General features: G+C 68.0%; 16 protein-coding genes. 13 read left to right on the top strand and 3 right to left on the bottom strand.

Going from position 1 to position 18194, the window contains the following annotated elements:
* Positions 1–184 precede the first annotated feature (184 nt).
* Complete coding sequence (locus R2APBS1_RS05115; RefSeq protein ID WP_015447110.1) at positions 185–1195, top strand: NAD-dependent epimerase; 1011 nt, start codon at positions 185–187, stop codon at positions 1193–1195.
* A gap of 102 nt (positions 1196–1297) precedes the next feature.
* On the opposite strand, the gene R2APBS1_RS05110 is transcribed toward R2APBS1_RS05115, so the two are convergent.
* The 3 genes from R2APBS1_RS05110 to map form a co-directional block, all read right to left on the bottom strand.
* Positions 1298–1747, bottom strand: coding sequence for a CopD family protein (locus R2APBS1_RS05110; RefSeq protein WP_015447109.1), 450 nt, complete (start codon positions 1745–1747; stop codon positions 1298–1300).
* Positions 1748–1808: 61 nt separating this feature from the next.
* A complete protein-coding gene (gene glnD / locus R2APBS1_RS05105) occupies positions 1809–4442 on the bottom strand; it encodes a [protein-PII] uridylyltransferase (protein ID WP_015447108.1) in 2634 nt (877 codons plus the stop codon).
* Positions 4443–4545: 103 nt separating this feature from the next.
* On the bottom strand, positions 4546–5310 hold the full coding sequence (gene map / locus R2APBS1_RS05100; RefSeq protein WP_007512049.1) for a type I methionyl aminopeptidase: 765 nt from the start codon (positions 5308–5310) through the stop codon (positions 4546–4548).
* Between the two features lie 313 nt (positions 5311–5623).
* Between map and rpsB the strand changes: the two genes are divergently transcribed.
* The 12 genes from rpsB to lpxA all read left to right on the top strand — a co-directional run bounded on the left by rpsB (position 5624) and on the right by lpxA (position 18191).
* Positions 5624–6496: a 30S ribosomal protein S2 gene (rpsB, locus tag R2APBS1_RS05095; RefSeq protein WP_007512047.1), complete on the top strand. Its 873-nt coding sequence runs from the start codon at positions 5624–5626 to the stop codon at positions 6494–6496.
* A 102-nt stretch (positions 6497–6598) separates the two neighbouring features.
* A complete protein-coding gene (tsf, locus tag R2APBS1_RS05090) occupies positions 6599–7480 on the top strand; it encodes a translation elongation factor Ts (RefSeq protein WP_015447107.1) in 882 nt (293 codons plus the stop codon).
* 203 nt (positions 7481–7683) lie between these two features.
* Positions 7684–8406: a UMP kinase gene (gene pyrH / locus R2APBS1_RS05085; protein WP_007512042.1), complete on the top strand. Its 723-nt coding sequence runs from the start codon at positions 7684–7686 to the stop codon at positions 8404–8406.
* Between the two features lie 71 nt (positions 8407–8477).
* Positions 8478–9035 carry a ribosome recycling factor gene (frr, locus tag R2APBS1_RS05080; RefSeq protein WP_007512040.1) on the top strand — a complete coding sequence of 186 codons (558 nt, stop codon included), beginning with the start codon at positions 8478–8480 and terminating at the stop codon, positions 9033–9035.
* Between the two features lie 17 nt (positions 9036–9052).
* The gene (uppS, locus tag R2APBS1_RS05075; RefSeq protein WP_015447106.1) at positions 9053–9793 is read left to right on the top strand and encodes a polyprenyl diphosphate synthase; all 741 of its coding nucleotides are present in this window, start codon (positions 9053–9055) and stop codon (positions 9791–9793) included.
* 9 nt (positions 9794–9802) lie between these two features.
* Positions 9803–10627, top strand: a complete 825-nt coding sequence (locus R2APBS1_RS05070) for a phosphatidate cytidylyltransferase (RefSeq protein WP_015447105.1) — start codon at positions 9803–9805, stop codon at positions 10625–10627.
* Positions 10624–11799 (top strand): 1-deoxy-D-xylulose-5-phosphate reductoisomerase, encoded by a 1176-nt coding sequence (locus R2APBS1_RS05065; protein WP_007512035.1) that lies wholly within the window; start codon positions 10624–10626, stop codon positions 11797–11799. Before R2APBS1_RS05070 ends, R2APBS1_RS05065 begins: the two co-directional genes overlap by 4 nt.
* 36 nt (positions 11800–11835) lie before the next feature.
* Complete coding sequence (gene rseP / locus R2APBS1_RS05060; protein ID WP_015447104.1) at positions 11836–13182, top strand: RIP metalloprotease RseP; 1347 nt, start codon at positions 11836–11838, stop codon at positions 13180–13182.
* A 192-nt stretch (positions 13183–13374) separates the two neighbouring features.
* Positions 13375–15795 (top strand): outer membrane protein assembly factor BamA, encoded by a 2421-nt coding sequence (gene bamA, locus R2APBS1_RS05055; protein WP_007512033.1) that lies wholly within the window; start codon positions 13375–13377, stop codon positions 15793–15795.
* 131 nt (positions 15796–15926) lie between these two features.
* On the top strand, positions 15927–16955 hold the full coding sequence (gene lpxD, locus R2APBS1_RS05050) for a UDP-3-O-(3-hydroxymyristoyl)glucosamine N-acyltransferase (protein WP_007512032.1): 1029 nt from the start codon (positions 15927–15929) through the stop codon (positions 16953–16955).
* Entirely contained in the window at positions 16948–17421 is a 474-nt protein-coding gene (gene fabZ, locus R2APBS1_RS05045) for a 3-hydroxyacyl-ACP dehydratase FabZ (RefSeq protein WP_007512031.1), read from the top strand. Before lpxD ends, fabZ begins: the two co-directional genes overlap by 8 nt.
* Positions 17418–18191 carry an acyl-ACP--UDP-N-acetylglucosamine O-acyltransferase gene (gene lpxA, locus R2APBS1_RS05040; protein ID WP_015447103.1) on the top strand — a complete coding sequence of 258 codons (774 nt, stop codon included), beginning with the start codon at positions 17418–17420 and terminating at the stop codon, positions 18189–18191. The genes fabZ and lpxA overlap by 4 nt, the downstream gene beginning before the upstream one ends.
* The last annotated feature ends 3 nt before the right edge of the window (positions 18192–18194 follow it).

Here is an 18194-nt window from a genome sequence, read left to right as displayed (position 1 = left end):
GGTCAGTCGTGGAAGCGGGTAGTTGCCATGTCGCACACTCGGCCGGCGCAGGCGCGGGCCACCTTGGGTCTCGTGGATGATGCCGAGACGCTAGTTTAGCCCGGATTGCCTGTCAATCCACACTTGGCGCAGCCTTGCCGGCCGCGCCCGACGGTAGAATGCCCCGATCTTCCGAGGACACTCCATGCGCATCCTGGTCACCGGCACCGCCGGCTTCATCGGCGCCGCGCTGGCGCAGCGCCTGCTGGCGCGCGGCGACGTGGTGTACGGCGTCGACAACCACAACACCTACTACGACCCGGCGCTGAAGGAAGCACGGCTGGCGCGCTTCATCGACCATCCGAACTACACGCACCAGCGTGCCGACCTGGCCGACGCGGAGGCGCTGAATCACGCGTTTGCCGCATGCGCACCGCAGCGGGTGGTGAACCTCGCCGCGCAGGCCGGCGTGCGCTATTCGCTGCAGAACCCGCAGGCCTACGTGGCGAGCAACCTGGTCGGCTTCGTCAACATGCTCGAGGCCTGCCGCCACGGCAGCGTGGAGCATCTGGTGTACGCCTCGTCCAGCTCGGTCTACGGCGCCAACCGCAAGCTGCCGTTCGCGGTGGAGGACGCGGTCGACCATCCGGTCAGCCTGTACGCCGCCAGCAAGAAGGCGAACGAGCTGATGGCGCATACCTACAGCCATCTGTATGGCCTGCCCACCACCGGCCTGCGCTTCTTCACCGTGTACGGGCCGTGGGGCCGGCCGGACATGTCGCCGATGCTGTTCGCCGACCGCATCAGCCGCGGCGAACCGATCGACGTGTTCAACTTCGGCCACCACAGCCGCGACTTCACCTATATCGACGACATCGTCGAGGGCGTGATCCGCACGCTCGACCATCCGGCCGAACCGGACCCGGCCTACGACGCGGAGCGGCCGAACCCCGGCAGCTCGAACGCGCCGTACCGCGTCTACAACCTCGGCAACGACCAGCCGGTGCAGCTGCTGCGCTTCATCGAACTGCTGGAGCAGAACTTCGGCCGCCGCGTGGAAAAACGCCTGCTGCCGATGCAGCCAGGCGACGTGCCCGACACCTGGGCCGACGTGACGGCGCTGCGCCGCGACGTGGGCTACGCGCCGAATACCTCGATCGAGGATGGCGTGACACGCTTCGTCGCGTGGTACCGCGAATACCACCGCCTCGACTGATGCACATGCGCGCGCAGGAGCCCCCTTGCGGGCGATACTTTTCGCGGGATTCGGAATTCGCAAGAACACCGCCCGCAAGCGGGCTCCTACGACAACGCGGCCTCAGAAAGGCTTGGCGAGCACCAGCCAGATCACGGCCAGCAGCAGCAGCACCGGCGGTTCGTTGAGCCAGCGCAGCGCGCGCGAGGACGGCAGCGCGTCGCCCTTCTCGCTACGTTTGAGCATGCGCCCGGCCCAGACGAAGTAGGCCAGCAGCACGGCGACCAGGGTCAGCTTGGCGTCGATCCAGTGCGTGCCGGCGGTGACGTTCGGCAACGTCTGCGGAAACACCCGCCAGCCCTGCCACAGGGTCAGCCCGAACAGGAACGCGATGCCGAACATGTTGTGGCCGAACTTGTACAGCCGCCGCCCCATCAGTTGCAGCCGCGCCAGCACCACCGGCTCGTTCGCCGCCTCGGCCAGGTTCACCAGGATCCGCGGCAGGTAGAACACCGTGGCCATCCAGGCAATGACGAACAGCAGATGCAGCGACTTGATCAGCAGATAGGTCATGGCAAAGACACGTGGCCGCTGCGACGCGCAGCGGTCGCGATGATAGCGCGGGGATCGCCGGTCAATCCCGTGCCGGCCCGATGCGCTCCAGCAGCGCATGCAGCAGGCGATCCTGCTGGGCCGCATCGAGCGGCGCGTTGTGCCGGTCGGTGAGCTGGAAGAAATCCTCCACGCGTTCGCCGAAAGTGGCGATGCGCGCGTCGTGCACGCGCACCCCGGTGGCCAGCATCACCTGCGCCACCGCGGCCAGCAGGCCGGGGCGGTCGGTGCCGACCAGGGCCAGCTGGGTGCGGTCGCCGGCGGCGTGGAAGCTGATCTGCGGCGTCATCTGGAAATGTTTCTGGTGGCGCGACAGGCCGCGCTTGCTCGGCTGCACGCCGGCCGATTGCACCAGTGCGCGCTGCAGCCGCTGCTGCAGTTCCTCCGCGCGCGCCGCGCTGACCGGCTGCTGGCTGTCCGCATCGAGCAGCAGGAAGGTGTCCAGCGCCATCCCGGTCGGCGAGCTGAGGATGCGCGACTCCATCACCGAGAAGCGCAAGCGGTCCAGCACCGCGGTGACGGTGGCGAACAGGCCGTCGCGATCGGGCGTGTAGACAAACAGCTCGGTGCTGCCGCGCACCGACAGCGGGTGCACCGCCACCAGCGGCAGCGCACCGTGCGCGCGCAGGATCGCCGCGGTCTGCCAGGCGATCTGCTCGGGCCGATGGCGCAGGAAGCTGAGCTGCGGGAAGTCGGCCCAGACCCGCACCACATCGGCTTCAGCGTGCCCCTCGTCCAGCAGCAGCGCGAGTGCATACTCGGAACATTCGCGCACGCGCGCCCCGATGTCGCGCGGCAGCTCCACGTCGCTGCGCAAGGCGTAGCGGGTACTGGTGTAAAGGTCGGCCAGCAGCCGGTCCTTCCAGCCGTTCCACAGCCGCGGACTGGTGCCGATGATGTCGGCGATGGTCAGCAGGTACAACTGGCCGAGCCGCTCGCGATTGCCGACGACTTGCGCAAACCGGTGCACCACGTCGGGATCGGTGATGTCCTGGCGCTGCGCGGTGGTGCTCATCAGCAGGTGCCAGCGCACCAGCCAGGCGACCTGTTCGACGTCGCCGGGCGGCAGGCCCAGCCGGCTGCAGAAGACGCGTGCATCCTGCTCACCCAGCACCGAATGGTCGCCGCCGCGGCCCTTGGCGATGTCATGGAACAGCCCCGCCAGCAGCAGCACTTCCGGTACCGGCAGGCCGGCCCAGATCTCGCAGCCCAGCGGGAATTCGCGCTGTGCCGCCGGGTCGGCAAAGCGTGCAAGGTTGCGCAGCACGCGCAGGGTGTGTTCGTCGACCGTGTAGACGTGGAACAGGTCGTACTGCATGCGCCCGAACACCTTGCCGAACGCGGGCAGGATCGCCGCCAGCAGGCCGTGCCGGTTCATCCGCCACAGCGCCTCCACCGCCGGCGCGCCACGGCGCAGCAGCCGCAGGAAGGCGGCCAGCACCTCGCCGTCGTCGGCCAGCGCATCGCCATGCGCGGCGGTGGCCTGGTGGATGCGGCGCATGGTGTCAGCGCTGAAGCCGGCCACGCCGGACTGGTCCATCCGCGCGATGAAGATTTCCACCAGGGCGGCCGGCCGGCGCATGAACAAATGCGGGTCGACCGCCGCCAGGCGCTTGCCGTAGCGCACGAAATCCCTGCCCACCGGAACCGCTTCGCCCGGCGGCTCCAGCATCTCCTCGAAGCGCTCGGCCACCTGCATGCCGAGCCGCTCGACCTGGCTGGCGGCGCGGTAATAACCTTGCATGAACTGCTCGACGCCGAGATTCTTCGCGTGCTCGTCCTCGAAGCCCAGCCGCGCGGCCAGCGCGCGCTGGTAGTCGAACAGCAATCGTTCCTCGGGGCGCCCGGCCTCCAGGTGCAGCGCATAGCGGTAGCGGCGCAAGACCGCTTCGGACTGTTCCAGCAAGGCCTGTTCGGCCGGGTCGAGCAGGCCTTCGGCCACCATGTCGGCCAGGTCGTCCGCATGCGCCAGCCGCTGCCCCATCCAGCGCAGGGAGTCGAGCGTGCGCAGGCCGCCCGGGCCGTCCTTGAGGTTCGGCTCCAGGTTGTAGGCGGTATCGTCGTAGCGTGCGTGCCGCGCATTGCGTTCGGCCAGCCGGGCGGCCAGGTATTCCTGCGGCGGCCACAGCGCCGGGTCCTCCACGATGGTCTTGAGTTGCGCGTCGAACGCCGCATCGCCGGCCAGCCGGCGCGCATCCAGCAGGCTGGTGAACACGCTGGCGTCCTGCGCGGCCAGCGCGCGGCACTGCACAGGATCGCGCACCGCGTGGCCAACCTTCAGGCCGACGTCCCACAGCGTGGCGAAAAACTGTTCCAGCGCGCGCAGGCGCGCCGGTTCCGGCGACTGCACCAGCGCCAGCAGGTCCACGTCCGAATACGGAAACAGCAAGCCACGGCCGAAGCCGCCGACCGCGAACAGCGCCGCCCCGGTCACATCGCCAAGGCAGGCGGTCCACACGTGCGCCACGATGCGCGCCACCGACTCGCCGCGGCGTCGCGCCAGCACGCTGGCGTCGGCGCCATCGCGAAACGCGGTGGCCAGCATGCGGTCGACGTCGCCCAGCAGCTGCCGCAACGCCTGCCGCGCCTCCGCCGACACGCCCGAGCGCGGCACGGCTGTCGGCAGACGGGGGAGTGGCGGCAGCACGACGCTCATTGCGAAAGGAACAGGAAATGGGAAATAGGGAATGGGAAAAGCCAGTCTGCCACGCCGCGGCGACATCCGGGTCTTCCCATTCCCTATTCCCCATATCCCTCCATCAGGCATCCGGCCAGGGCGTGAGGATCTCGAAGCCGTCGTCGGTGACGGCGATGGTGTGTTCCCACTGCGCCGACAGCGAGTGGTCCTTGGTCACCACCGTCCAGCCGTCCGGCAGCTGGCGGGTATGCGGCTTGCCGGCGTTGATCATCGGCTCGATGGTGAAGGTCATGCCCTTCTTCAGCTCGACGCCGATACCGGGCTTGCCGTAGTGCAGCACCTGCGGCTCGTCGTGGTAGACCTTGCCGATGCCGTGGCCGCAATACTCACGCACCACCGAAAAGCCGGCCGCCTCGGCATGCTGCTGGATCGCGTGGCCGATGTCGCCCAGCGTGGCGCCCGGGCGCACCGCCTGGATACCGCGCATCATCGCCTCGAAGGTGGTGTCGACCAGCCGTTTGGCCAGCACCGAAGGGGCGCCGGCGATGTACATGCGGCTGGTGTCGCCGTGCCAGCCGTCCTTGATCACGGTGACGTCGAGGTTGACGATGTCGCCGTCCTTGAGCACCTTGCCCTCGTTCGGGATGCCATGGCAGATCACGTGGTTGACCGAGGTGCACAGGGTCTTGGGGAAGCCGTGGTAGCCGACGTTGGCGGGGATCGCCTTCTGCACCTTGACGATGTGCTCGTAGGCGCGCCGGTCCAGTTCCTCGGTGGTGACGCCGGGCTTGACGTACTCCTTGAGCATCGCCAGCACTTCGGCCGCCAGCTTGCCGGCGACGCGCATGCCTTCGAGGTCGGCGGGGGATTTCAGGGTAATGGCCATGGATTCCACTTCATATGGCGACAGAAGCCCAGGAAATCCAGCAACTTGCCGCGCTGCCGGCGGACCGGCTACAATTTCGGAGTTTTGCAGACCTGACCGGCCCGTCTTGACGGCCCGGCCAGCGCAAAGCGAACCGGGATTGTAACCCCCAGCGGTACAACACCCAACCAACGCCACACACGCATCGGCACCGCCTTCGGGGTGCCGCGCCTCGCCCATCAGTGAAACCGGGCCAGTCGCGGTCGAAGCCGGGGATGCGTGGAGGTCCCAACCCCCGAGCCTGTCACCAGGCTCAACAATCGGAGTTACACCCATGGCCCAAGTCACCATGCGCCAGATGCTCGAAGCCGGCGTCCATTTCGGTCACCAGACCCGTTACTGGAACCCGAAGATGGCCCCGTACATCTTCGGTGCCCGCGGCAAGATCCACATCATCAACCTCGAAAAGACCCTGCCGCTGTTCACCGACGCGATGAACTTCCTGTCGGGTCTGGCGCAAAAGCGCGGCACCGTCCTGTTCGTCGGCACCAAGCGCTCGGCGCGCGAGCCGCTGGCCGAAGAGGCCGCCCGCGCCGGCATGCCGTTCGTCACCTCGCGCTGGCTCGGCGGCATGCTGACCAACTTCCGCACCGTGAAGCAGTCCGTTTCGCGCCTGAAGGAGCTGGAAGCGGCCGAGACCGACGGCAGCTTCGAGAAGCTGGTCAAGCACGAAGTGCTGGCCCGTCGCCGCGAGCGCGACAAGCTGCAGGCCTCGCTGGGCGGCATCAAGGACATGAACCGCCTGCCCGACGCGCTGTTCGTGATCGACATCGGCCACGAAGACATTGCCGTGCAGGAAGCCAAGAAGCTCGGCATCCCGGTGATCGCGGTGGTCGACACCAACTACAACCCGGAGCTGGTCGACTACGCCATCCCGGGCAATGACGACGCGATCCGCGCGATCCAGCTGTACGCCCGCGCCGCCGCCGACTCGATCCTCGAAGGCAAGGCCGCCGCGCCGGCCGCCGCCCAGGGCGACGCCAACGACTTCGTCGAGCTGGACGAGGAAGGCAACCCGGTCGCCAAGGTCGATCGCAAGCCGGCTCCGCGCCGCGACGCCGCCCCGCGCAAGAGCGCCCCGCGCCGCGATGGCGGCCGTGACGGCGGCCGCGGCCCGCGCAACGACGGCGCGCCTGCCGCCAAGTAAGCGCGGCGCCGGCGGCCCGGCGCCGCCGTCGCATCCGCACGCGATAACCGCGCGGTGGCGCTCCATCGCCGCCGCGCAACTGACGCATTCAGAGGATTGACGATGAGCAATATTTCCGCACAACTGGTCAAGGAGCTGCGCGAGCGGTCCGGCGCCGGCATGATGGAATGCAAGAAGGCGCTGGTCGAGAACAACGGCGACATCGAAGTCGCGATGGAATGGCTGCGCAAGTCCGGCCTGGCCAAGGCCGACAAGAAGGCCAGCCGCGTCGCCGCCGAAGGCCGCATCGTGGCCGCCCAGGCCCCGGGCAAGGCCGTGCTGGTCGAGATCAACTGCGAGACCGACTTCGTCGCCAAGGACGCCAGCTTCCTGAAATTCAGCGACACCGTCGCCGACGTCGCGCTGAACTCCGGCGCCGCCGACATCGACGCGCTGAAAGCGGCCGCCTACCCGGGCGCCACCAACGTGGAAGAAGCCGCCAAGGCGCTGATCGCCACCATCGGCGAGAAGATCGACGTGCGCCGCCTGGCCCGCGTCTCCACCGACGGCATCATCGGCAGCTACATCCACGGCGGCCGCATCGGCGTGCTGGTGGCGCTCAAGGGCGGTTCCGGCGAACTGGCCAAGGGCATCGCGATGCACGTCGCCGCGATGAACCCGGCCTATGTCCGTGCCGAGGACGTGCCGGCCGACTTCCTCGCCAAGGAAAAGGAAATCGCGCTGGCCGCCATGTCGGACAAGGAAAAGAACAAGCCCGCCGACATCCTGGAGAAGATCGTCTCCGGCAAGGTCCACAAGATCGTCTCCGAGGTCACCCTGCTCGGCCAGCCCTACGTGCTGGACACCAACGTGAGCGTGGCCGAGGCGCTGAAGAAGGAAGGCGCCGACGTGGTCTCGGTGGCTCGCCTGGCCGTCGGCGAAGGCATCGAGAAGGTGGAAGAGGACTTCGCCGCCGAAGTGATGAAGCAGGCCGGCTTGAGGTAATGTGACCCGTCATCCCTGACGGTGAAAACCGGCCGTCCGTGGCCGGACTTTCAGAAAGGGCAGCGCTTCGAACAGGGTCGCGGGAAACCGCGGCCCTGTTCGTTTCCGGACGCGGACCGGCCGCTTCCTGCCTTCCGCTCCTCGTCCCGCCCCCGGCTCTCAGCTACAATGCGCCGGTTTGCCCCACACAATCCGGAGACCCCATGAGCGACCAGCCCAAGTACCGCCGCATCCTGCTCAAGCTCTCCGGTGAAGCGCTGATGGGCGATGCCGACTACGGCATCGACCCGAAGGTGATCGGCCGGCTCGCCGACGAGATCATCGAGGTGCGCCGCGCCGGCGTGGAGGTGGGCGTGGTGATCGGCGGCGGCAACATCTTCCGCGGCGCCGGCCTCGCCGCGGCCGGCATGGACCGGGTCACCGGCGACCACATGGGCATGCTGGCCACGGTGATGAACGCGCTGGCGATGGCCGATGCGATCGAAAAACGCGGCGGCTACGCGCGGGTGATGAGCGCGATCCAGATCCACGACGTGGCCGAGGACTATATCCGCCGCCGTGCGATCCGCCACATCGAGAAAGGCCGCATCGTGCTGTTCGCCGCCGGCACCGGCAATCCGTTCTTCACCACCGATTCCGCCGCCGCGCTGCGCGCGGTGGAAATCGGCGCCGACCTGCTGCTGAAGGCGACCAAGGTGGATGGCGTGTACACCGCCGACCCGGCGCGCCACGCCGACGCCACCCGCTACGAGCAGCTCACCTACGGCGACGTGATCCAGCGCAACCTGCAGGTGATGGACACCGCCGCCATCGCGCTGTGCCGCGACCATGGCATGCCGCTGCGCATTTACGACATGACCGTGCCGGGCAGCCTGATGCGGATCATGCGGGGCGAGTCGATCGGCACCCTGGTCGACGGCGGCTGACCGCGCCGCAGCAAGCCTCACGCCGCGCCACTGCTATAATCGAACGTTGCCAGATCCACCGGGAAGCGCCCATGCTCAACGACATCAAGAACGACGCCCAGACCCGCATGGGCAAGAGCATCGAATCACTCAAGCACGACCTCACCCGCATCCGCACCGGCCGCGCCAGCACGGCGCTGGTGGACGGCATCAAGGTGTCCTACTACGGCTCGGACATGCCGTTGCCCCAGGTCGCCTCGGTCTCGCTGTCCGACGCGCGCACGATCATCATCACGCCGTGGGAAAAAACCATGGTGGCGCCGATCGAGAAGGCGCTGATGGCCTCCGACCTGGGCATCACGCCGACCACCGCCGGCACCGTGATCCGCCTGAACATGCCCGCGCTCACCGAGGAGCGCCGCAGGGAGCTGGCCAGGCACGTCGGCCACGAGGGCGAAAACGCCAAGATCGCGATCCGCAACGTGCGTCGCGACGCCCTGCAGCAGGTCAAGGACCTGCTCAAGGAAAAGCTCATTACCGAGGACGACGACCGCCGCATCGACGACGAGATCCAGAAGCTCACCGATCGCGCGGTGAAGGATGTCGACGCCGTGGTCAAGGCGAAGGAAGAGGAGCTGATGGCGCTCTGAGCGTCATCGCATCCACCATGCCCGGCGTCGAGGCCGCCCAGGTTCCGCGCCACATCGCCATCGTGATGGACGGCAACGGCCGCTGGGCGAAAGCCCGACACCGCCCGCGCAGCTTCGGCCACAACGCCGGACGCAAGGCCGTGCGCGAGGCGATCGAGGCGTGCCTGCGCGAGGGCGTGCAGGCATTGACCCTGTTCGCGTTCTCCAGCGAGAACTGGCAACGCCCGCAGGATGAAGTCGGCGCCCTGATGGGCCTGTTCGTGCGCGCGCTGGACAAGGAAGTGGACGAGCTGCATGGCCACGGCGTGCGGCTGCGCTTCATCGGCGACCTGGCCGCCTTCGACGAGGCGCTGCGCGAGCGCATGCAGGCGGCGATGGCCCGCACCGCCGGCAACGACCGGCTGCAGGTGAACATTGCGGTGAGCTACGGCGGTCGCTGGGACATCGTGCAGGCCAGCCGCCAGGCCGCCGCCGCGGTGGCGCGCGGCGAGCTGCGCGCGGACGAGATCGACGAGGCCCGGCTGGGCCAGTGGATGAGCCTGGCCGAGCTGCCGCCGCTGGACCTGTTCATCCGCACCGGCGGCGAATGCCGCATCAGCAACTTCCTGTTGTGGCAGGTGGCGTACGCCGAACTGTACTTTACCGACACCTTGTGGCCCGATTTCGACCAGGCCTGCCTGCGTCGGGCCATCGAAGACTATGCCCGCCGGGAGCGCCGTTACGGCCGTACCGGCGAGCAGGTCGCCACCGCTTCGTAGAGGATTTCCATGCTGCTTCAGCGCATTCTCACCGCCCTGGTGCTCGCGCCGCTGGCGATCCTGATCATCCTGCTGCCACCGACCGGCATCTTCGCGGGCATCGTCGCGCTGGCGTTCCTGGCCGCGGGGTGGGAATGGGCGCAGCTGAGCGGCCTGCACAGCCGCCCATGGCGTGTCGCCCTGCTGCTCGTGGCGGCCGGCGTGTTCGCCCTGCTGTGGCGAAGCCACGCCACCGCGCTGACCCCGCTGCTGCTGGCCGCCGGCGCGGCTTGGTGGCTGCTGGCCTGCCTGTGGCTGCGCCACTTCGCGTTCGCCGCGGCGCCCACTCGCGAAAACCGTACGCTGAAGTTGCTGGCCGGCGCGTTCGTGATCTTCCCGACCTGGGTCGCCCTGGTCAGCATCCATGCGCGCGTGCCGCACGGCCACTGGTGGACCCTGCTGGCACTGGTGATCGTGTGGGCGTCCGACATCGGTGCGTATTTCAGCGGCCGCACCTTCGGCAGGCGCAAGCTGGCGCCGCAGATCAGCCCCGGCAAGACCTGGGCCGGCGCCTACGGCGCGATGGTGGCCGGGGTGCTGGTCGCCGAGGCCGGCGGCTGGCTGCTCGGCGTGCGCGGCGCCGCGCTGCTGATGCTGGCGCTGCTGACGGCGCTGACGGTGGCGGCGTCGATCGTCGGCGATCTGATCGAGAGCCTGATGAAGCGGCACGCCCAGGTGAAGGATTCGGGCACCCTGTTCCCCGGCCACGGCGGCCTGCTGGACCGGCTGGACAGCGTGTTCGCCGCACTGCCGGTGTTCGCCGCCGGCCTGGCGCTGCTCGGGCTCGACCAGTGAAAAACGTCGCCGTCCTCGGCGCCACCGGCTCGATCGGCGGCAACACGCTCGACGTCATCGCGCGCCATCCCCAGCGTTTCCGCGCCAGCGTGCTGACGGCGCATCGCCAGGTCGAGGCGCTGGTGGCGCTGTGCGCGCAGCATCGGCCGGCCCTGGCGGTGATCGCCGATCCCTCGCTGGAAACCGAGCTGTCGCGCCGGCTGGTCGCCGCCGGCGTGCGCTGCGAAGTGGCCAGCGGCCACGCCGCGCTGACCGCCGCCGCCGCCGGCGGACTGTGCGACACCGTGGTCGCCGCGATCGTCGGTGCCGCCGGGCTGGAGTCCACCCTGGCCGCCGCGCGCGCCGGCAAGCACCTGCTGCTGGCGAACAAGGAATCCATCGTGATGGCCGGCCCGCTGCTGCTGGAGGCAGTCGCCACCGGTGGCGGTGCGCTGATCCCGGTCGATTCCGAGCACAACGCGATCTTCCAGTGCCTGCCGGGCGGGCGCCCCGAGCTGCGCGGGAGCGGCGTGCGCCGGCTGATCCTGACCGCTTCCGGCGGCCCGTTCCGCGGCCGCACGCGCGCCGAGCTGGCCGACATCACGCCGGACCAGGCCTGCAAGCACCCGAACTGGGTGATGGGGCGCAAGATCTCGGTCGATTCGGCCACGCTGATGAACAAGGGCCTGGAGGTGATCGAGGCGCACCACCTGTTCGGCGCGCCGGCCGAAGCGATCGACGTGGTGGTGCACCCGCAGAGCCTGGTGCATTCGATGGTGGAGTACGTCGACGGCTCGGTGCTGGCCCAGCTCGGCAACCCGGACATGCGCACCGCGATCGCGCACGCGCTGGCGTGGCCGGAGCGGGTCGAATCCGGCGTGGCGTCGCTGGACCTGGCCGCCTGCGCGCCGCTGCAGTTCGAATCGCCGGACCTCAACACCTTCCGTTGCCTGGCGCTGGCATTCCAGGCGCTGCGTGCCGGCGGCGATGCCCCGGCCGTGCTGAACGCTGCCAACGAGATCGCCGTGGAAGCCTTCCTGGCCGGCGCGCTGCCGTTCCTGTCGATCGCCGACGTGGTCGAGGCCGTGCTTGCGGAACTGCCGGCACAAGCCGTGGTCGATGTTGAAACCCTTTGTGAACGCGACCGCACGGCCCGGGAGGCGGCCCGCCGCATCCTGCGCAATGCTTGCTGATATTCTTGCTTCGATGACTTTTCGCCACGGTACTTGATGACTTCCTTCTTCGGCTCGGTGTTCTGGCTGCTGGTCACGCTTGGCGTGCTGGTGACCTTCCACGAATTCGGCCACTACTGGGTCGCGCGCCGTTGTGGGGTCAAGGTGCTGCGCTTCTCGGTCGGTTTCGGCAACGCGATCTGGAAGCGCATCGGCCGCGACGGCACCGAGTACCAGATCGCCGCGATCCCGCTCGGCGGCTACGTGAAGATGCTCGACGCGCGCGAAGGCGAGGTCGACCCAGCCCTGCGCGAGCAGGAATTCACCGGCAAGCCGGTGTGGCAGCGCATCGCCATCGTCGCCGCCGGACCGGGCTTCAACCTGATCTTCACCGTCGTCGCGTTCTGGCTGATGTTCATGCTGGGCCGCCCGGACGTGGCCCCGGTGGTGACCGCGGCGCCGCAAAGCCTCGCCGCCAGCGCCGGCATCCAGTCGGGCGACCGCATCCTTCGCATCGACAACCGCACCGTCGCCACCTGGACCGACACGATGGACGCGGTAGCCAACGCCCTGCTCGGGCGCGCACCGCTGCCGCTCACCGTGTGCGGCCAGGACGGGCGCACGCGCGAGCTGGTGTTGCCGCTGGACGAACTGCCGCCGGGGCAGGACGTGGGCCAGTACCTGGGCAAGCTCGGCCTGAAGCTGGCGCCGCCGCCGGCGGTCGCCGCCACCGTGATGCCCGGCCAGCCGGCCGCACTGGCCGGCATGCGCGGGGGCGACCGCATCGTCAGCGTCAACGGCCAGCCGGTGGAGGACTTCGTCGCATTCGGCAAGCTGGTGCAGACTGCGGCAGCCAAGTCGCTGACGCTGGCGATCGGCATCGAGCGCGAGGGGCAGCCGCTGCGGCTGAACGTCACCGCCAAGTGGGAATCGCTGGAAGGCCAGCCGCCGAAGTGGGTGCTTGGCGTCGGCGCGCCGCCGGTCGAAGCGGCTACCGTGAGCTACGGCCCGCTGAAAGCAATGACCGCCTCGCTCGACACCACCTGGCGCAACACCACGCAGACTTTCGGCATGCTCGGCAAGATGCTCACCGGCGAGGCCTCGACCCGCAACCTGTCCGGCGTGATCGGCATTGCCGAGGTGGCCAACGCGTCGGCCGGCATGGGCCTGCCGTGGTTCCTGCAATTCCTCGCGCTGGTGTCGCTGAGCCTGGCGATCCTCAACCTGCTGCCGATCCCGGTCCTCGATGGTGGGCACCTGCTGTATTATCTCGTCGAATTGATCAAGGGCAGCCCGGTCAGCGAACAGGCGATGGTGGTGGGCCAGTACATCGGCCTGGCGTTGCTGTTCACCCTGATGGGGCTGGCGTTCTACAACGATATCCACCGCATGCTGCTGTCGTGATGCCGATGGTCGGCGAACGCAGCATGTCGGCGACACGCCAGTCCGCGGCGGCACGGCGCGGCGATGTGTCCGCCGACGCACTCCCGCGGTGGAGTGCAGATTCATTTTCGAGGCGGGGCCTGTCCCTGCCTCATGCGTTGATCGGGGCGGCCGCGCCGGCCGCTCCATCGAAATAACCCAACGGAATCGACGATGAAGCGTATCGCCGCGCTGATCCTGCTTGCCTCCCTCTCCGCCAATGCGTTCGCGTTCGACCCATTCGTGGTGTCGGACATCCGCATCGACGGCCTCAGCCGGATCTCGGCCGGTACCGTGTACAACTACCTGCCGATCAACAAGGGCGACCAGTTGACCAACGACGGCGCCCAGCGCGCCATCCGCGCGCTGTACCGCACCAAGTTCTTCAGCGACGTGGAGTTCGAGCGCGAAGGCAGCATCCTGGTGATCAAGGTGGTCGAGCGGCCGTCGATCGCCAAGCTGACCCTGCGCGGCAACAAGGACATCAAGACCGACGACCTGAAGAAGGGCCTGAAGGAAATCGGGCTGTCCGAGGGCGAGACGTTCGACCGCCTGGCGCTGGACAACGTGCAGCAGGAACTGATCCGGCAGTACTACAACCGCGGCAAGTACAACGTCTCGGTCGATCCGCACGTGACCCGGCTGGACCGCAACCGCGTCGCCGTCGAGATCGAGATCCGCGAAGGCAAGGCCGCCAAGATCAAGGAACTGAACATCCTCGGCAACCATGCGTTCACCGACAAGCAGATCCGCGAAGGTTTCGAATCGGATACCACCAACTGGATGTCGTGGTACTCGAAGGACGACCAGTACTCGCGCGAGAAGCTCTCCGGCGACCTGGAGAAGCTGCAGTCCTACTACATGGACCGCGGCTATGCCGATTTCGGCGTCGACTCCACCCAGGTGGCGATCGCGCCGGACAAGCGCGCGATGTACATCGACGCCAGCATCAAGGAAGGCGAGATCTACAAGGTCGCCGACGTCAAGCTGCTCGGCGAGCTGATCCTGCCGGAGGCGACCATGCGCCAGCTGGTCTTCATCAAGGCAGGCGAGACCTTCAACCGCGCCGCCGTCGAAGCCAGCACCAAGGCGATCAAGGCGATCCTGGCCAACATCGGCTACGCCTACGCCAAGGTCACCCCGATCCCGAAGCTGGACAAGGAAAAGCGCACGGTCGACCTGACCCTGTACGTCGAACCCGGCCAGCGCGTGTACGTGCGGCGGGTGGTGTTCCAGGGCAACACGCGCACCGAGGACGACGTGCTGCGCCGCGAGATGCGCCAGCTCGAGGGCTCCTGGTACTCGCAGGCGGCGATCGACCGCTCCAAGGTCCGCCTGCAGCGGCTGGGCTACTTCAAGAAGGTCGACATCGACCAGAAGATGGTGCCCGGTACCCAGGACAAGGTGGACGTCACCGTCAAGGTCGAGGAGCAGTCCGCCGGCAGCATGCAGTTCGGCATCGGCTATTCGCAGTACTCCGGCATCATCCTGAATGCCTCGGTGTCGCAGAACAACCTGTTCGGCACCGGCGACAGCTTCTCGATCAGCGGCGAGCGCAGCACCTATTACACCCGCCTCGGCCTCAACTACTACAACCCGTACCTGACCGACAGCGGCATCGGCATCGGCTACAGCGCCTCGTACTCGAAGACCGACTACGGCAACACCGATTTCGCCAACTACGCCACCAGCGCGAAAAGCTTCTCCACCTACCTCGGCATCCCGATCAGCGAAACCGACGGCTTGCGCGTGGGCCTGGGCATCAGCAGCAACAAGGTCAACCTGTTCCAGGGCTACAGCCCGCAGGTGCTGCTCGACTACCAGAACGAGATCGGCAACAAGACCATCCACACCTGGACCGGCACGCTGGGCTGGAACCACGACACCCGCAATGGCTACTGGGCGCCGACCCGCGGCGGCCTGATCTCCGCCTCGACCGACATCGCCCTGCCCGGCTCGACCGTGCAGTACTGGAAGCTCAGCACCGAGCTCAACCACTACTGGCCGATCGGCAAGGGCTTCGTGCTGTACCTCGACGGCCAGGTCGGCTACGGCAAGACCTACGGCGGGAACGGCATCAGCGACGACGCCTTCACGGCATTGAAGGACGCCAGCCTGGCGCAGAGCCCCGGTCACGTCATCACCGACATGCGCCAGGACCTGCCGTTCTGGCAGAACTACTACGCCGGCGGCGTGCGCGACGTGCGCGGCTACCAGGACAATACGTTGGGACCGCGGGTCTGCATCGACGGCAGCGCGCCCGACGCCAACGGCATGTGCAACAACGGCGCCTATTACGCACAGCCGATCGGCGGCGCGTTCAAGGTGCTCGGCACCGCACAGGTGTTCCTGCCGCTGCCGTTCCTGAAGGACGTCAACACCGCGCGCGTGTCCTGGTTCATGGACGTCGGCAACGTCTACAAGGACTACAAGAGCTTCGACGCCAGCGAGCTGCGCGCCTCCACCGGCCTGTCGCTGCAGTGGCAGGCGCCGATCGGCCCGCTGATCATCAGCTTCGCCGTACCGCTGCGTTCCAAGGCCGCCGATCGCCACTACGAGGAGCGCATCCAGTTCACCTTCGGCAGCCAGTTCTGAGCTGACCCCAAGTCGGGGATCGAAGGAAAGCGCGGCCGGGCCGCGCTTTCTTTTGCCGGCCTGCCGTCGCCTGGCGCACTGCAGGCCATGGTGCCACCCCCTACAATGGCCGGCAGGTTCCGGAGCCACGCATGAGCGCAATCAACTACACGGTGACCGAGCTGGCCGAACGCTTCGGCCTCGGCTTCAGCGGCGATGGCGCACGAGTCATCGGCGGCGTCGGCACGCTGACCGGCGCCGACCCCGGCCAGCTGAGCTTCCTCGCCAACAGCAAGTACACCGCCCAGCTGGCCGCCACGCGCGCCGGGGTGGTGGTGCTGCGCGAGGAGAACCTTGCCGACTGCCCCACCGCGGCGCTGATCGCGCGCGACCCGTACGTCGCCTACGCAAAGATCGCCGCACTGTTCGAACGGCTGCCGGCCGCACCGGCGGGCATCCACCCCACTGCCGTGGTCGCCACTGGGGCGCAGGTCAGCGCCAGCGCCAGCATCGGGCCGGGCTGCGTGATCGCGGACGGCGCGGTGATCGGCGACGGTGCCGTGCTCGGCCCGCACTGCCTCATCGGCGAGGACTGCACCGTCGGCGCGCAGTCGCGGCTGGTCGCGCGCGTCACCCTGGTGACGCGGGTCACGCTGGGCCGGCGCGTACTGGTGCACCCGGGCGCGGTGATCGGCTCGGATGGCTTCGGCCTCGCTTTCGACACCGACCACTGGATCAAGCTGCCGCAGCTCGGCGGCGTGCGCATCGGCGACGACTGCGAGATCGGCGCGAACACCACCATCGACCGCGGCGCGCTGGACGACACCGTGCTGGAAGAGGACGTGCGGCTGGACAACCAGATCCAGATCGCGCACAACGTGCACGTCGGCGCGCACACCGCGATGGCCGGCTGCGCCGCGGTGGCCGGCAGTGCGAAGATCGGCCGCTGGTGCATGATCGGCGGCAACGCCGGCGTGCTCGGCCATCTCGAACTGGCCGACCGGGTTACCATTACCGCCAAGAGCCTGGTCACGCACTCGATCCGCGAGCCCGGCGAATATTCATCCGGCGTGCCGCTGCAGGACAACCGCCAGTGGCGGAAGAACGCGGCGCGCTTCAAGCATCTGGACGAGTACGCGCGTCGCGTGTCGGCGCTGGAGAAGGACAGCGACAATGAGTGAGCAAGGCGACTTCACGGCACTGCCGATCAACGTGGAACAGATCCAGGAACTGCTGCCGCACCGCTACCCGTTCCTGCTGGTGGACCGCGTGGTCGAGATCGTGCCCGACGTCAGCGTGGTCGCGCTGAAGAACGTAACCATCAACGAGCCGTTCTTCCAGGGCCACTTCCCCGGCCACCCGGTGATGCCCGGCGTACTGCTCATCGAGGCGATGGCGCAGGCCGCCGGCCTGCTGACCCAGCTGAGCCGCCACGCGAAGGGCGACAAGGGCAGCCCGCTGTTCTACCTGGTCAAGGTCGACAACGCGCGCTTCAGCGCGCCGGTGGTGCCCGGCGACCAGTTGCGCTTCGAGGTCAGCCAGAAACGCCTGGTGCGCGGCATGGGTCTGTTCGTGGCACGCAGCCTGGTCGACGGCAAGGAAGTGGCCAGTTGTGAACTGATGTGCGCCGCGAGGGCCGGGAAATGATCCATCCCACTGCGCTGATCGATCCTTCCGCCGTCATCGGCGCCAACGTCGGCATCGGCGCCTACAGCGTGATCGGCGCCGAAGTCGAGATCGGCGACGGCACGGTGATCGGTCCGCATGTGGTGATCGAAGGCCCCACGAAGATCGGCCGTGACAACCGCATCGCCCAGTTCGCCTCGCTGGGCGGCGCACCGCAGGACAAGAAGTGGGAAGGCGAGCGCACCGAGCTGGTGATCGGCGACCGCAACCTGATCCGCGAATTCACCACGCTCAACCGCGGCACCGGCCACGGCGGCGGCGTCACCCGCATCGGCAACGACAACTGGGTGCTCGCCTACGTGCACATCGCGCACGACTGCCAGATCGGCAACAACGTAGTGTTCTCCAACTATTCCGCACTGGCCGGCCACGTCACCATCGGCGACTGGACGATCCTGTCCGGCTATTCCGGCGTGCACCAGTTCTGCAAGGTCGGCGCGCACGCCTTCATCGGCATGGGCTGCCTGGTCGGCCACGACGTGCCGCCGTTCGTGATGATGGCGAACGAGCAGCAGGGCCGCCCGCGCGGTATCAACAGCGAAGGCCTGAAGCGCCGCGGCTTCGACGCCACGCGTATCGCCGCGATCAAGCGCGCCTACCGCACGCTGTACATGGCCGGCCTGCCGCTGCCCGAGGCGCGCGAGAAGCTGGTCGAGCTGGCGCGTGAGAGCGATGACGTGCGCGCGATGCTGGAATTCCTCGACCACAGCGAGCGGGCGCTCGCCCGATAAGCG

This window comes from Rhodanobacter denitrificans (genome assembly GCF_000230695.2).
Classification (GTDB): domain Bacteria; phylum Pseudomonadota; class Gammaproteobacteria; order Xanthomonadales; family Rhodanobacteraceae; genus Rhodanobacter; species Rhodanobacter denitrificans.
This window is presented reverse-complemented; position numbering and strand designations above follow the sequence as displayed.

Excerpts from the sequence above, each read along its gene's own strand:
- R2APBS1_RS05115 (WP_015447110.1), top strand. The coding sequence starts at position 185 with ATGCGCATCCTGGTCACCGGCACCGCCGGCTTCATCGGCGCCGCGCTG.
- R2APBS1_RS05110 (WP_015447109.1), bottom strand. The coding sequence starts at position 1,747 with ATGACCTATCTGCTGATCAAGTCGCTGCATCTGCTGTTCGTCATTGCC.
- glnD (WP_015447108.1), bottom strand. The coding sequence starts at position 4,442 with ATGAGCGTCGTGCTGCCGCCACTCCCCCGTCTGCCGACAGCCGTGCCG.
- map (WP_007512049.1), bottom strand. The coding sequence starts at position 5,310 with ATGGCCATTACCCTGAAATCCCCCGCCGACCTCGAAGGCATGCGCGTC.
- rpsB (WP_007512047.1), top strand. The coding sequence starts at position 5,624 with ATGGCCCAAGTCACCATGCGCCAGATGCTCGAAGCCGGCGTCCATTTC.
- tsf (WP_015447107.1), top strand. The coding sequence starts at position 6,599 with ATGAGCAATATTTCCGCACAACTGGTCAAGGAGCTGCGCGAGCGGTCC.
- pyrH (WP_007512042.1), top strand. The coding sequence starts at position 7,684 with ATGAGCGACCAGCCCAAGTACCGCCGCATCCTGCTCAAGCTCTCCGGT.
- frr (WP_007512040.1), top strand. The coding sequence starts at position 8,478 with ATGCTCAACGACATCAAGAACGACGCCCAGACCCGCATGGGCAAGAGC.
- uppS (WP_015447106.1), top strand. The coding sequence starts at position 9,053 with ATGCCCGGCGTCGAGGCCGCCCAGGTTCCGCGCCACATCGCCATCGTG.
- R2APBS1_RS05070 (WP_015447105.1), top strand. The coding sequence starts at position 9,803 with ATGCTGCTTCAGCGCATTCTCACCGCCCTGGTGCTCGCGCCGCTGGCG.
- rseP (WP_015447104.1), top strand. The coding sequence starts at position 11,836 with ATGACTTCCTTCTTCGGCTCGGTGTTCTGGCTGCTGGTCACGCTTGGC.
- bamA (WP_007512033.1), top strand. The coding sequence starts at position 13,375 with ATGAAGCGTATCGCCGCGCTGATCCTGCTTGCCTCCCTCTCCGCCAAT.
- lpxD (WP_007512032.1), top strand. The coding sequence starts at position 15,927 with ATGAGCGCAATCAACTACACGGTGACCGAGCTGGCCGAACGCTTCGGC.
- fabZ (WP_007512031.1), top strand. The coding sequence starts at position 16,948 with ATGAGTGAGCAAGGCGACTTCACGGCACTGCCGATCAACGTGGAACAG.
- lpxA (WP_015447103.1), top strand. The coding sequence starts at position 17,418 with ATGATCCATCCCACTGCGCTGATCGATCCTTCCGCCGTCATCGGCGCC.